The following is a 13723-nucleotide window of genomic DNA, read 5'->3' as shown; positions in this document are numbered from 1 at the left end:
ATGCATCCGAAAAAAAGCCTTTACCCGTGGATTGTTGTTGGCCTGCTGTGGTTTGTGGCCATGCTGAATTACCTCGACCGGCAAATGCTGGCGACCATGCGGCCGGCCATGCAGGGCGATATTACCGAACTGCAATCGGCGACCAGCTTTGGCAACCTCATGGCCGTTTTTCTCTGGATTTACGGACTGATGAGCCCCCTGTCGGGCGTGATCGCCGACCGGCTGAACCGCAAATGGCTCATTACCGGCAGCCTGTTTATCTGGTCGGGGGTAACACTGCTGATGGGCTATGCCACCACCTTTGAACAATTGTACGGGCTGCGGGCAGTCATGGGTATCAGTGAGGCCATTTACATTCCGGCGGGCCTGTCGCTCATCGCTGATGTTCACAGCTCACGAACGCGGTCGCTGGCAACGGGTATTCACATGACGGGCCTGTATATGGGTCAGGCGCTCGGCGGATTCGGGGCCACTATCGCCGGTTCGTATTCGTGGCAAACTACCTTTCAGGCTTTCGGGCTCGTTGGTGTGGTATATGCCGGCGTCCTGCTCTTGTTTCTGAAAGAAGCCCGTCCGCAGGCCGGCCAGCCAGCTCCGGCCGATACCGACCGGCTCCCGGCGTTTCAGGCCATCCGGCACCTGCTCACCAATGCTTCGTTCCTGATTATTTTACTGTATTACGCCATTCCCAGTCTGCCGGGCTGGGCAACCAAAAACTGGCTGCCGACGCTGTTTGCCAACAACCTGAACATCAACATGACGCAGGCCGGCCCTTTGTCGACCATTACCATTGCCGTATCGTCGTTTATCGGGGTAATTGCCGGCGGATTGCTCTCCGACCGGTGGGTTCAGACCAATATCCGGGGCCGGATGTACACCAGCGCCATTGGCTTGTTTCTGACCATCCCGTCGCTGCTGCTGATCGGGTTCGGGCATTCACTGGCGCACATTCTGGGGGCAGCATTCTGCTTTGGCGTAGGCTTCGGCATGTTCGACGCCAACAACATGCCGATCCTGTGTCAGTTTGTACCGGCGCGCAGCCGCGCAACAGCCTACGGACTGATGAATATGACCGGCGTTTTCGCGGGGGCGTTTATCACAAACCAGCTTGGTAAATCAACCGATGCCGGACAGTTGGGCAGCAGCTTTGCCATGCTGTCAGTAATTGTGTTATTGGCCCTGGTTATATCATTGTATTCCCTGCGCCCTAAAACAGCAGACATGGGCTAAGGCTAACCCAAACGACTCTTTTTCAGATAAATAAACTCCCGTTTGGCATCAATGATCAGGTTAAAGCGCTTCAGCAGTTCGCCGCCGAGGATGCTCATTTGCTGACGACCGAGCGAACCCTTGAAGAAACCGGCCGGCACATTGGTAATGGTTTCCTTACCGACAATGAACGCAGGCAAAATCGCCTTTTGTGTTTTGATGACGTTGCCAAAGGAGTCTTTCAGCTCTTTTTCGTCGGTGATGGTGAGCTTTTCGGGCAGCTTATGCTGGTTCGTAAACTGATCATCGAACAACAACGCTCCCGAATAACCCGAGTGCAGCAAAAACCGGTTACGAAGCGTTTCCCCGCCAACCAGACAACCGCCTTCCAGAAACAGCATGTCGTTGCGGAACGTCAGTGGTTGTTTTTCGTAGTCCTTTACCTTGCGGGGTAAGGTATTGTGGATCACAAGCCGGCTTTTGTCGAAATCGATTTCAATGACGTTACCGGCAAACAGGTCAATGCCGAACTTACCGTCGGTTTCGGGACCGGAGTTTTTGTTTTCCCAGATCGGGGTGTCCGGCCATGACTGTCCGCCGATCTGCACCAGATTCTGCTTACTGAACCGCGATGTATTCTGACTGCCCCCCCAGCTTTTTACGGTATCGGCACCGCTGAACACCAGACTTTTGACCCGCTGCAATGCTTCGTCCGTCAGCGTAACAGCGTTGGCGGCAGTATGAAACATTAGATCAACGGTGTCTTTCCCGTTCAGGACTACCTTGACAGCGAGGTTATTATGAGACGTCAGCCGGAATGGAATAACATTTACCGGCTTTGGGCGCTGAGCAAAAGTTAAGACCGGCAACAGGAACAGGAGCGTAATGTATTTCCGCATAAGGAATGGCCTGAAACAGTGGTGGCACGAACGGAGGGCTGTCCCCTCAGCATCGTGCCACCACTAACTAATGATATGTTTTGAGACTGAGACGCAACATATTGCGTCTCTACTTTTTGGAACCGAAATAAAGGCTTACGAAGCCGGACGTGAAAAAGCTGCGGTTCTGGGCGCCGGGCATAATCACAATTTTCTGCGGGAATGCTTCGGCCAGGAAGCCGATTTCAAGACCCGTTGTGTTGTTGCGGAACGCACTTAATTCAAAACTGACGGCGGCTTTTACGTTAACACCTACCGTGAATTTCGACTCGCCGAAGCCCTGGAAAAAACCACCGGCACCACTGATGCTGCTGGAGTTTTTAACGGCTGTTGCATACGAAACAGTACGGGTCCGGTTGCCTTCCGAAATTTCTACATAATAGGGCTTGATGATACCTAATGACGGCCCTACCGCAAAGATGCCGTTGATGGTGATACCCTCATCGGCCGAGCGCTGGAAGAGCGAAATCTCCCGCCCGTATTGCGGCCGGATGACAAACAGGTAGTTTTCCTTGCCGTACGTAAACCGCGTACCCGAGTAGCTTGCCATCTGAGCAATCTCTTTCGGGTGCTTCACGTTTACCGCTTCAATGGCCAGATACCGGAACTGCTTTTTACCCAGAAATGTCCCCGGCAACAGCTTCGACTGCCGGAATACAAATCCGCCGAGCAAGCCCGCATTGGTATTCGTGGTAATTCCCAATGACGTTACGGAATGGTAATTATCATCGTCGCTGTCAGCTGGCTTTACCTGTCCGTTCGCACTAACCGATGCCAGCAGCCCAAACGTAACCGCCACACACCACCATTTGTATATCGTTTGCATTACAGTAGAATTCAACGAATAAAAATAATACTTTCTCTTTTATATCCAATACAAGTGCCCCGGCTTTCAACCTAACTGCTTTTAAGGCGTGTAAGTTTGTAAGTCTGGGTAATGAATCCCTATTTTTACCCATATTCTTACTAATAACCACGGCGACCTGCATATATGGCAACCATTCATATCAATTACATCGGCGATTTACGCACAGAATGCACACATCTCCAGTCGGGAACGCTCATCAATACCGACGCTCCGACTGATAATCAGGGCAAGGGCGAAGCATTCTCACCAACTGACCTGGTCGCTAATGCGCTGGGTACGTGCATCATCACCACCATGGCGATTTTCGGCCGCCGCGACGGTGTTGACCTGACCGGCAGCGAAATGGCCGTGACGAAAGTAATGTCGACAGATGCTCCCCGCCGGATCAGCCGGATCGAAGTGGAACTGACACTGCGGACAACCACCGGCCTGCCGGAAGAAGCGACCCGGACCAAACTCGAAAAGATTGCCCATACCTGTCCGGTTGCCATCAGCCTGCACCCTGATATTGTACAGGACGTCAACATCCGCTGGGACGTTGCGTAAACCGTTTTATTTTAATCTGTTTATATAACGCGGCCGCCGCCGTCAGGATCAGATGCCTGACGGCGGCGGCCGGTCTTTTTCTGTTTATTCCGGTACAACGCCGATCACCGGCCTTTTCCGCAGCAGATAGGTAAATATGGATGTATTGCCGTCCTTATCGGCGCTAACCGCCGTTGACACCAGTTCCCAGCCGTTTCTGACCATAAAATTCAGCGCGTCCATAGGTGAATTAAACGTGACAGGGTTACCGTCTTTACCGGCAATTTCTGTTTTACGCCAGTTATTTGACCGGCCCGGTTGCCCGTAATCAATCCAGAAGTACCCTTTGGTTAGTAGTGTCGCCCGGGTGGCAAACAGCTGGCAATACTGAATGTCTTTCTGATTAATGTTTTCGCCGTCTACATACACCTGCGCCGACGCAAAGACCGCCCAGAAGCAGCCAATTGCCGTTATAAAAACTCGTTTCATACATGTAATGATACGTTGAGTTCCTAAATATAGGCAATAATATTGCTTACGCGTACGGAGCCGCAAGATGAAATCTATCGCCTATCCGGAATATATAAAAAATTGCGTACGCGTACGGAGCCGCAAGATGAAATCTGTCGCCTATCCGGAATATAAAAAAAATTGCGTACGCGTACGGAGCCGCAAGATGTTGCGGCTCTACGGTCAGGATTTCTTGCGTTTGCTGCTAATATCTTCGATGGCATTGACCAGCCGGTCGAGGTCGCGGGTGGAGGTATAGATGTGCGGTGTTACCCGAACGCCTTTGATATTCTCCCACTCAATACCCACCGTATGGATTTTATGCTGGCTGAAGAGCGCGCTGTCCACCTCCGAGGGCTTCATGCCATCAATGGAAAACAGGGCCACGCCACCGGCATATTCCGGTTTCAGCGAGGTATGCAGGCGCACGCCGGGAATGTTTTTCACCCGTTCGGCCCAGTAGTTTTTGAGGTAATGGACGCGGGCAAATTTGCGGGCGGTGCCAATGCCTTCGTGGTAGTCAACGGCGGTACCGATGGCCATTTCGGAGGCAAACGAACGGGTGCCCAGGCTTTCGAACTTGCGGATATCCGGCCCGTCGGGTTCGTTGTTCGACAGCAGCGCCCAGACGTTTTTGATCTTGTCTTTCCGGACATACATCAGCCCGCTGCCAAACGGTGCGCAAAGCCACTTGTGCAGGCTCGACGCAAAATAATCGCAGCCCAGGTCCGGAATTTTAAAGTCGAACAGGCCAAATGTATGCGCTCCGTCGGCGATTACTTCGATACCACGCTTGTGGGCCTCATCGGCAATTTTCCGGACCGGTGTAATCTGCCCGACCCAGTTGATGAGGTGGGTGATGTGTACGACCTTTGTTTTCGACGTGAACGCTTTGGTATATTGCTCCACAAAATACTCGTCGTTTTCCTGCGGCAGGTCGAGGTTCAGGTACACCAGTTTAATCCCGTCGCGCTTTTCGCGTTGTTTCCACGCGTTCAGCATGTTCGGGTAATCCTGTTTGGTAAGCACTACCTCATCGCCCGGCTTCAGGTTCAGGCCGAAGATAACGGTATTCAGGCCCTCGGTCGCGTTCCGGTTAATGGCGATTTCTTCGGCTGAGCAGCCCGCCAGATTGGCCAGTTTGCTCCGGAGCGACTCACGCCCCTGGTCCAGAATCCGCCACATGTAGTACGACGGTGCCTCGTTGGCATACTGATAGAAACGGATGTGCGCATCCTGCACAATCTTTGGCTGCGGACAAACGCCCCCGTTGTTCAGGTTCAGAATGTTTGGCGAAACCGTGTAATCGGACTTGATCCATGCCCAGAAATCCTCATCCTGCGCCAGTTGTGCCGGACTCAGGTGGGCAGGCATATGCCGTTGCAGGTTTTCCGCATAGGCTTCCGGCATGAATCCGGGCAGGGTAATGGCGCTGGCCGCAGCAGCCCCCGCCTGACGAAAGAAGGAACGACGAGTAGACATGGTTCAGGTTTGTATAATGTTTGTGATCCGTAGTTAGGTAAATCTACTGCTTTTGGCCAGCAAACGTACTATTTCGTTGGCAAAAGATTTCGTTTATCGGCCCTAAAACCGGTATTTTACCAGTTCATCCAAATTTTTTACCAGTTTACACCCGTGTTTGGTATTGACGTTTTTCTTCGCGGGCACACCTGCCTGAAAACCAGACGCATTGGTCTGATAACCAATGATGCTGTTACAACCACCGCCCTGATCCCTGTCCGGCAGGCGCTCCTGGAAGCCGGCTTTCGGGTGGAGGTGCTGTTTTCACCGGAACATGGGTTGCAGACGACCGGCACCGACGGGGAAGCCCAGCCCCACACGACCGACTACCTGACAGGTCTGCCGGTCTACAGCCTGTACGGGCCCGGCCTCGGGCCACCGGAAGATTTGCTGCACCAGCTGGACCTGCTGCTGTTTGATTTACCCGACATCGGCAGCCGGTTTTATACCTACATCTGGACATTATCCTACACGCTCGAAGCCTGCGCCCGTACCCAGACACCGCTGTGGGTGCTTGACCGGCCCAACCCACTCAGCGGCCGGCTGTCCCTTGCCGAAGGACCGATGCTTGATGAAGCGCATCTATCGTCGTTTATCGGGCGCTGGGCTATCCCGGTCCGGCACTCAATGACCGTCGGCGAGCTGGCCGTTTACTGGCAGCAGCACCGGAACATTGATGTTGATCTGACGGTAGTGAAGGCTGAAGGCTGGCCGCGGGAGGCTTTTTTTTACGACCTGGGTGTTCCCTTTGTGCCGACGTCGCCGGCTATACCGACGGCCGGAACGATGTTCACCTATCAGGCGCTGTGCTTTCTGGAAGGAACCAATCTGTCGGAAGGGCGCGGAACGGCCTACCCGTTCCGGGTGTGTGGTGCGCCGTGGGTCGATGGCGTGCGGCTGGCCAGGGCGTTTAATCAGCTAGAACTGGCGGGAATACGGGCGAGAGCGCTGTTTTTTACCCCGTTGGACGGGAAATTCACGCGGCAACTATGTCAGGGCATTATGCTGCACGTTACGGACTATGCCACCTTCCGGCCGGTACAGACGGGACTGTCCCTGATTTATCTGTTACGGACCATGTATCCGGCACAATTTGCGTGGGCACCCTACCCCACACACGTTAACCTGACCGGTGCCAATCACTTTGACCTGCTGACGGGACAAGCCGGCGTCCGGCAGCATCTGGAACAATCGCCGGATACGTTTCTGGCCGCCCTGCCGGCTCTGCTCGCCGTGCCTGAATGGGGAATGATGCCTTAAAACGTACGGGCGACCCCATGTGGTCGCCCATTTATTAACCCCACGTGGTCGCCCATTTATCAACAAAAAGGGCGACCACGTGGGGTCGCCCGTACGGGGGGGAGGGATTATCACGGATCAGAAAACGCGTTCGCCGCCGACCCAGGTTTGGTTGACCTTAACGGCCCGCAGCTGCTCGTTCGGGATTTTCATAATATCCTGCGCCAGTACCACAAAATCGGCCTGTTTGCCGGTGGCGATGCTGCCGCGGAGGTGATCTTCAAAATTGGCATAAGCTGCCCAGCGCGTCATGGCCAGCAGGGCCGACTGCCGGTCAACGGCGTTTTCCATCTGATAGCCGCCCGCCGGATAGTTCTTCGCATCCTGCCGCGCCACGGCCGAGTGGAAGCCGAACAGCGGGTTCACGGCCTCTACCGGAAAGTCGCTGCCGAACGCAATCAGGTTGTTTTGCTTCATGAGATCCTTGAAGGCATACGCGCCTTTGACCCGAACATTGCCTAACCGGTCGGCAGCCCAGTACATGTCCGACGTGGCGTGTGTCGGCTGCACCGACGGAATCACCGAATAAAGGCCGAATTTCTGAAAATCTTCGGGCGAAACCACCTGCGCATGCTCAATCCGCCAGCGACGCTCGTTTTTGGTTTTCAGCAGCTTACCATACAAGTCCAGAATCAGGTGGTTGGCCGAGTCGCCGATGCAGTGCGTATTAGCCTGAAATTTACTGCCGGCAATCTGCGTCAGGATCGTCTCCAGCTCTTTCGGCGATAACAACAGAAACCCCGCCGTTTCGGGACGGTCGCTGTACGGCTTCCGCAGGCAGGCCCCGCGTGAACCAAGCGCCCCGTCGGCATAGAGCTTAAACGACTTCACCGTCAGGCGGTCGGTCTGGTAAGGGCCTTTTTTGAGGTAGTACTCAATGTTCGGCAGGCCCATCGAAATCATTACGTAGTCGCGGATTTTCAGCTTGTTTTCGTTTTGCAGCTTCTCGACCAGTTCAATGTCTTCGCGGTTCAGCCCCGCATCCGACACCGACGTAAGGCCCAGCGAAAAACAAACCTGCTGCGCTGCCAGCAACATCCGCGTTTTGTCGGCATCGTCCGGCTTCGGAATTACCCGCTTAATGAGGTTCATGGCATTATCGACCAGGACACCGGTCGGGTCAGTACCTTGCAGCACCACCTCGCCACCGGCCAGTTTGGAACCAGCCGTTACTTTTGCGAGCTGGAGCGCCTTTGAATTCACCAGCAGGGCGTGGCCGTCGATCCGGGTCAGCGCCACGGGGATATTCGGGAAGGCCGCATCCAGCTTAGCTTTGGTCGGGAAGCCGCTCACCGGCGAATCGGTTTTGGGCCAGTCATTCTGGTCCCAGCCGCGGCCGGTAATCCACATGGCATCGGGGTGCTGCTGCGCATAGGCTTTCAGGCGGGTAATGACCTCGTCATACGATGTTGCATCGACCAGATCGGCCTGATCCAGTTTTTGGCCGAGGCCCAGAAAATGGGAATGCGGATCGAAGAAGCCCGGATACACCGGTGCCCCGCCCAGATCGGCCATGCTGTCAGCGTCAAACTTCGCCGTCAGGTCGGCGGTTGTCCCGACAGCAACGAACTTGCCGTCTTTCACCGCAAACGCCTGTGCGGTCGTAAAGGCCGAATCGGCCGTGTAGACCGTAGCATTGGTTACGAGTAAATCAGCTTTTTCTTTAGATGAACAACCGGCCAGCCCAACAGCCAGCACAACAAGCGACGTAGCGATTTTTTTCATAGTCTTGATGAATGCCATCCAAATTACGCAAAATGGCAACATCCGGCGGCAAAGGGGCACCGGAAACAGTAAATTTAGCCTGAACGTCACTACGCCTTAAATGAGCATGTCCCTGCAAACGGTATCTGTAAATACCGCCGGCAGGGACATGCAGGTTGTGCTCCCGTTACAGACTAACCGGTTTAATAGCCCGGATTCTGCGCAAATGTTCCCGGATTATTATACACATCAATCTCTGACTGCGGAATCGGGTAAATAAGCCGGTTGGCAGGCACTGTAATACCCGTCACCTTTATGGCGTCAATGGCTTTACCGGTACGGATGAGGTCAAACCAACGCTGGCCTTCAAGCGGGAACTCCAGGCGGCGTTCGGCCAGTACAGCGTCGCGGAAGGCCGCCTGTGACGATAGTTGTGCGGCGGTATAAACCGACACCCCGGCTCTCGTACGGATCTGGTTCAGTAGTTGCAGTGCTTCCCCGTTTGCCTGATAGCCGACCTCATTAAGCGCTTCCGCAAGCAGCAATACGACGTCGGCATACCGGAGAACCGGGTAGTCGTTACCAACATCATTCGTTGCCGAAACCTCATCATAATATTTACGGGGAACAACATTGACATTGCTGGGCACAGCGATCTGAGCAATCAGCGGCAACCGCTTATCATCAGCCGCATACGCCGACCGCAACGACTTCTCAATATTATCCCCGATGTTTGTCCCGAACCACAGACCGTGGCCTTCAGATACACCACCAACTCCTTTGCGAAACTTAACCGCAAAGACAATTTCAGCATTGTTCTTGTTGGCTACGGCAAACACATCGCCAATAGCCGGCAGCAGGCGGTAGGTATTGCTGTTGGCTACCTCCCGCAAAACCTGCACGGCCTGCGTATATTTCTGCTCCGTAATCAGCACCTTGCCAAGCAACGCTTTCGCCGCACCCGACGTTGCACGCCCCACATCCGATCCGCTATAGCTGGCCGGCAGATTCGTGGCCGCAGCGGTCAGGTCTTTTTCAATGGCGGCATAAATGTCCGTCACCTCGTTCCGGATGTAAGCCCGCGCGTCGGCCGTGCTGCCGGCTTTCAGTACCAATGGCACCTTGCCCCACAGCCGCACCAGATTAAAGTAAGACAGTGCCCGGATAAACTGTGCTTCGCCCGTATACCGGGCCTTCAGGGTAGCATCAAACGGGATGGCGTCGATTTTATCCAGAATTAAGTTGGTCCGGTTAATTCCGGTGTAAAGACTTCCCCAGGTATCGCGCAGGACCGTGTTGGTTGTCGGTTCGATAAACCGGTCGATGTTGTAGCGCAGGCCCGCATTGGACGAGGGGTCGTTATCAAGCACATTATCGCTTCTGGCTTCCAGCAGGGTGTTAAAATCACCGCCGTACTGATTGGCCGATTGCAGGGCATCGTAGGCGCCGTTGACAGCATTGCCGAAATCATTCGCCGTCCGGTAAAAATTGTCGGCATTCGGTTGCGACTGGGGTGTCAGATCCAGAAATCCGGACTTACAGCCGGTCAGTAAGGCAGAGACGGCCATAGCCAGGCCGATGTTCCGTAAACTATGTAGAGTCATGAGTTGCATGGGAGATCAGAAGCTGAGATTAAGACCGACAGATGTAGTACGGGCGATGGGATAAGTGCCATAATCTTCGCCGGGAGACAGCGCATTATCCGGCCGTGCGCTCACCTCAGGGTTGTAGCCGCTGTATTTTGTGAAAGTAAATGGATTCTGGGTGGTTACATACAGACGGGCCCGGTTTAACCGTAACCGCTGTAGCAGTGTTTTGGGCAGTGTATAGCCCAGCGTCAGCGTACGGATACGCACAAACGAACCATCTTCGATATGCCATGTCGAAATCTCGCCGTTAGAGCCGGTCGACAGCCGGTTCGCCCGGTTGACCAGCCCGCTACCGGGGTTCGTATCTGACTGCCACCGGTCAAGGGCGCCGCGGAACTGGTTACCGTTCCCTTCGGAGTTGTAGATATACCGCCGGATAAGGTTCAGGATCTTATTCCCCTGCGTGCCCTGTACGGTTACCCCAAGATCAAAATCCGCATAAGACAGATTGCTACTGAACCCGAATGTGTATTTAGGGAAATAACTTCCGGTTACTGTCCGGTCACTGCTGAAGTCTATTTTGCCATCCTTGTTGATATCGACAAATTTGAAATCGCCTGGTTTGGTTGTAGACGTATGCGGATAGCCGTCAACAGCGGCCTGATTCTGGAAAACACCATCAAGCTGCATGGTCCAGTACTGGCCGATTGGTTCGCCGATGCGGGTGATAAACTGCGCCCCCGCTACCCCGCCGGACACGATGATCGGATCGCCGGATGGCCCCAGAGCTTTTACTTTGTTCCGGTTGGCGGCGATGTTAGCACTGGCATTCCACCGGAAACGCCCGAAGGTCTGCTGAGTACCAAGCGTAAGCTCAATGCCCTGGTTATTGACTTTACCGATATTCTGTAATTCCGTACTGAACCCTGATGCTCGCGGAACCGGCACGTTCAGCAGTAAGTTGGATGTATTGGCATTGTAGTAATCAACGGTCACTGTTAACTGATTGCGGAACAAGTTAGCGTCAAAACCAAGATCGAGCATCGCCGTTGTTTCCCACTTCAACCGGTCATTGGCGGAGTTTCCGGGCGCTAATCCACTGACGAGTACATCGGATCCAAGAATATAATTCTGGTAGTTCAGCAAACTGACGGAGCCGTAATTCGGGATCTGGAAGTTTCCGGTAAGCCCGTAACTTACCCGGATTTTGAGGTCACTGACCCACGACGTATTTTTCAGAAATGCTTCCTGCGAGAGGTTCCAGCCAGCGGATACACTCGGGAAATACCCCCAGCGGTTGGCGGCCCCAAACCGCGAAGAGGCATCCGCCCGGATCGCTCCTGACAGCAGGTATTTTCCGGCGTAATCGTACTGAACCCGACCCAGATACGATAGCAGCGACCACTCCTGAATGTCGGAACCACCGGCCGATACCTGCCCGGCATTAAGGGTTTGTACCAGGTCGTTCGGGAAGTTGGTCGCCGTTAGTTCGGTGGCCGTACGGCGGTCTTTCTGGGCCGAAAAACCGAGTAGTGCCGACAGATTGTGTTGCCCGAACGAACGATTGTAGTTCAGGGTATGCTCAATCAGCCAGTTGATGGCATTCTGGGTCCGGGAAAAGCCCGTCGGAATAGACGGTCCCTTACGGTCACGGATTTCGACGGTAGACGGGCGGTAATAGTCCCGCTGGAAGTTATTGATATCTCCCCCAAGGCTTAACCGATACGAAAGTCCGGTAGCAATATCGTACTGGGCATATGCATTCCCAAGGAGGCGTAACTGACCGAGTTTGTCTTTCACTTCCCTGGCAATTGCTACCGGATTCAGGATGGACGTGGCACCGTATCCCCACCCGTTGGCGTCGAAATTATACGATCCGTCAGCGTTATAAACCGGCCAGATCGGCGCCATCTGCACCGCAAGCCCGATAATACCGTCGGCCAGATACGGGCCTTCTGCCTTGATAAGATCGTGATACGAATAGGATGGATTCAGGTTAAAGCCAACCGTCAGCCGTCCGCTTTTGATGTCCAGGTTCGCCCGTGCACCATAGCGTTTATACCCTGAATTGATGACCGTGCCGCGCTGATCTAAATAATTACCGGAGACGTAATAGCGCACATTGGCATTCCCCCCGCTGATGGATAACGTATGATTCTGAATGGGTGCCGACCGGAAAATTTCATTCTGCCAGTCGGTATTGGTTAATCCGGCCTGCCCTGACAGGTAGGGTACAACCTGGGGAGGAATAAGCGTACTGGGGGCGCCGACACCCCGTTGCCGCACATCATTAGGATCCGTTATTTTGCCGGTTGGGTTACGGTCGATATAGGCATTATTTTTCGCCTCGGCGTTGAGCGTTGCGTATTCATAGGCGTTGAGCAGATCGAGCTTTTTAGATACGTTCTGAATGCCTGCGTAGGTATCGTAGTTTATGGTTGTCTTACCTTCCTTACCCCGTTTGGTGGTCAGCAGCACAACACCGTTAGAGCCCCGTGAGCCATAAATAGCCGCAGCAGACGCATCTTTCAGCACCTCAATGCTCTCAATATCATCGGTATTGATGGTACTCAGTACATTGATCGGGTTATCCGGAAACTGCGTACTGGTACTGCCCGTTGCAAACTTGGTATCACGGGCGAGCGGTACGCCATCAACAACATACAGCGGATCAAGGCCCGCACTGATTGACCCCGTTCCCCGCACCCGTACCTGCAGTGCAGCGCCGGGCGCCCCCGACGTCTGGGTCACCTGTACGCCGGCGATCTTGGCCGCCAGCGCATTATCAAAGCTGACAACCGGCTGGTTGGCTATATCCCGCGCCCGCACCGATCCGATAGCGGTGGTGATATCCCGACGGTTCTGTACACCATAACCTACCACCACCACTTCATTAAGCGCATTGGTGGCATTGGATAAACTAACATCTACTACCGAGCGGTTACCGGCAGCGACTTCAAGGGGCTGATAGCCAATAAAGGAAAAAACCAGAACCGGTGAGGCAACAGTAGCCGGAATACTCAGCCGGTAGCGCCCTTCGGCGTCCGTAGTAGCCCCCTGATTAGCGGCCTTGATTTGTACGGTTGCCCCCGCCAGTGCTTCGCCGGATGCGGCATCGATCACCTTACCGGTTATCTGCTTCTGGGCCCGGGCGGAAAAGGCCAGACAAAGCAATAGTGCGAATAGGGCCAGGTTGCGCACCCGGACCCGTAGTCCGTTGCGGACCGGGGCTCTGTTAAGTGAATGTGTAGGTAGAATGTGTTGCATATAACGATTTTGAGTAACTTACATTAAGTAATAACCTTTTGGTTTACCAAACAAATTCCGTCCAGGCTAAGCATAAACATCCCGGATCATTCGCTTTACCATGCTGACGATTTATTCAGGCGTCCATTACGGCTGTACCTGTTTAGCAGCAACTGAATAGTGGTTCAATAAAAGGAGCGTACGTGCAGGCTTCGTAGTGGATGATGGCCTAAAGGTAACCGGATAAATAGATAACTTCCAAACAAGTACACAAAATTCATAGAATTAAACGAGTAGTCCCTGTACTCTATCAA

General features: G+C 53.9%; 10 protein-coding genes. 3 read left to right on the top strand and 7 right to left on the bottom strand.

Features of this window, described 5'->3' with window-relative positions; translation table 11 throughout:
- Positions 1-1230, top strand: a complete 1230-nt coding sequence (locus tag AC23NW_RS02450) for an MFS transporter (RefSeq protein WP_487447475.1) — start codon at positions 1-3, stop codon at positions 1228-1230.
- 2 nt (positions 1231-1232) lie between these two features.
- Here AC23NW_RS02450 and AC23NW_RS02445 read toward each other — a convergent pair whose 3' ends face one another.
- Positions 1233-2108, bottom strand: coding sequence for a hypothetical protein (locus tag AC23NW_RS02445; RefSeq protein WP_487447474.1), 876 nt, complete (start codon positions 2106-2108; stop codon positions 1233-1235).
- Between the two features lie 109 nt (positions 2109-2217).
- Entirely contained in the window at positions 2218-2973 is a 756-nt protein-coding gene (locus AC23NW_RS02440; RefSeq protein ID WP_487447472.1) for a hypothetical protein, read from the bottom strand.
- Between the two features lie 165 nt (positions 2974-3138).
- Here AC23NW_RS02440 and AC23NW_RS02435 point away from each other — a divergent pair, with 165 nt between their 5' ends.
- A complete protein-coding gene (locus AC23NW_RS02435; protein ID WP_487447471.1) occupies positions 3139-3561 on the top strand; it encodes an OsmC family protein in 423 nt (140 codons plus the stop codon).
- 84 nt (positions 3562-3645) lie between these two features.
- On the opposite strand, the gene AC23NW_RS02430 is transcribed toward AC23NW_RS02435, so the two are convergent.
- Both AC23NW_RS02430 and AC23NW_RS02425 read right to left on the bottom strand, forming a co-directional pair.
- Positions 3646-4029 (bottom strand): hypothetical protein, encoded by a 384-nt coding sequence (locus tag AC23NW_RS02430; RefSeq protein WP_487447469.1) that lies wholly within the window; start codon positions 4027-4029, stop codon positions 3646-3648.
- Between the two features lie 204 nt (positions 4030-4233).
- Positions 4234-5532 carry an aminotransferase class V-fold PLP-dependent enzyme gene (locus tag AC23NW_RS02425; protein ID WP_487447467.1) on the bottom strand — a complete coding sequence of 433 codons (1299 nt, stop codon included), beginning with the start codon at positions 5530-5532 and terminating at the stop codon, positions 4234-4236.
- 153 nt (positions 5533-5685) lie between these two features.
- Between AC23NW_RS02425 and AC23NW_RS02420 the strand changes: the two genes are divergently transcribed.
- The gene (locus AC23NW_RS02420; protein WP_487447465.1) at positions 5686-6831 is read left to right on the top strand and encodes an exo-beta-N-acetylmuramidase NamZ family protein; all 1146 of its coding nucleotides are present in this window, start codon (positions 5686-5688) and stop codon (positions 6829-6831) included.
- Between the two features lie 117 nt (positions 6832-6948).
- On the opposite strand, the gene AC23NW_RS02415 is transcribed toward AC23NW_RS02420, so the two are convergent.
- The 3 genes from AC23NW_RS02415 to AC23NW_RS02405 all read right to left on the bottom strand — a co-directional run bounded on the left by AC23NW_RS02415 (position 6949) and on the right by AC23NW_RS02405 (position 13430).
- A complete protein-coding gene (locus tag AC23NW_RS02415) occupies positions 6949-8595 on the bottom strand; it encodes an amidohydrolase (RefSeq protein WP_487447463.1) in 1647 nt (548 codons plus the stop codon).
- 182 nt (positions 8596-8777) lie between these two features.
- The gene (locus AC23NW_RS02410; protein ID WP_487447461.1) at positions 8778-10187 is read right to left on the bottom strand and encodes a RagB/SusD family nutrient uptake outer membrane protein; all 1410 of its coding nucleotides are present in this window, start codon (positions 10185-10187) and stop codon (positions 8778-8780) included.
- A 6-nt stretch (positions 10188-10193) separates the two neighbouring features.
- Positions 10194-13430 (bottom strand): SusC/RagA family TonB-linked outer membrane protein, encoded by a 3237-nt coding sequence (locus AC23NW_RS02405; protein ID WP_487447460.1) that lies wholly within the window; start codon positions 13428-13430, stop codon positions 10194-10196.
- Positions 13431-13723: the final 293 nt, after the last annotated feature.

Source organism: Arsenicibacter sp. R0_47, from assembly GCF_057652235.1.
The sequence above is the reverse complement of the archived record's forward strand: the minus strand, read 5'-3'. Positions and strand labels throughout refer to the sequence as shown.

Bases quoted from the DNA above. Each gene is read 5' to 3' on its own strand.
- AC23NW_RS02450 (WP_487447475.1), top strand. From the start codon at position 1: ATGCATCCGAAAAAAAGCCTTTACCCGTGGATTGTTGTTGGCCTGCTG.
- AC23NW_RS02445 (WP_487447474.1), bottom strand. From the start codon at position 2,108: ATGCGGAAATACATTACGCTCCTGTTCCTGTTGCCGGTCTTAACTTTT.
- AC23NW_RS02440 (WP_487447472.1), bottom strand. From the start codon at position 2,973: ATGCAAACGATATACAAATGGTGGTGTGTGGCGGTTACGTTTGGGCTG.
- AC23NW_RS02435 (WP_487447471.1), top strand. From the start codon at position 3,139: ATGGCAACCATTCATATCAATTACATCGGCGATTTACGCACAGAATGC.
- AC23NW_RS02430 (WP_487447469.1), bottom strand. From the start codon at position 4,029: ATGAAACGAGTTTTTATAACGGCAATTGGCTGCTTCTGGGCGGTCTTT.
- AC23NW_RS02425 (WP_487447467.1), bottom strand. From the start codon at position 5,532: ATGTCTACTCGTCGTTCCTTCTTTCGTCAGGCGGGGGCTGCTGCGGCC.
- AC23NW_RS02415 (WP_487447463.1), bottom strand. From the start codon at position 8,595: ATGAAAAAAATCGCTACGTCGCTTGTTGTGCTGGCTGTTGGGCTGGCC.
- AC23NW_RS02410 (WP_487447461.1), bottom strand. From the start codon at position 10,187: ATGCAACTCATGACTCTACATAGTTTACGGAACATCGGCCTGGCTATG.
- AC23NW_RS02405 (WP_487447460.1), bottom strand. From the start codon at position 13,430: ATGCAACACATTCTACCTACACATTCACTTAACAGAGCCCCGGTCCGC.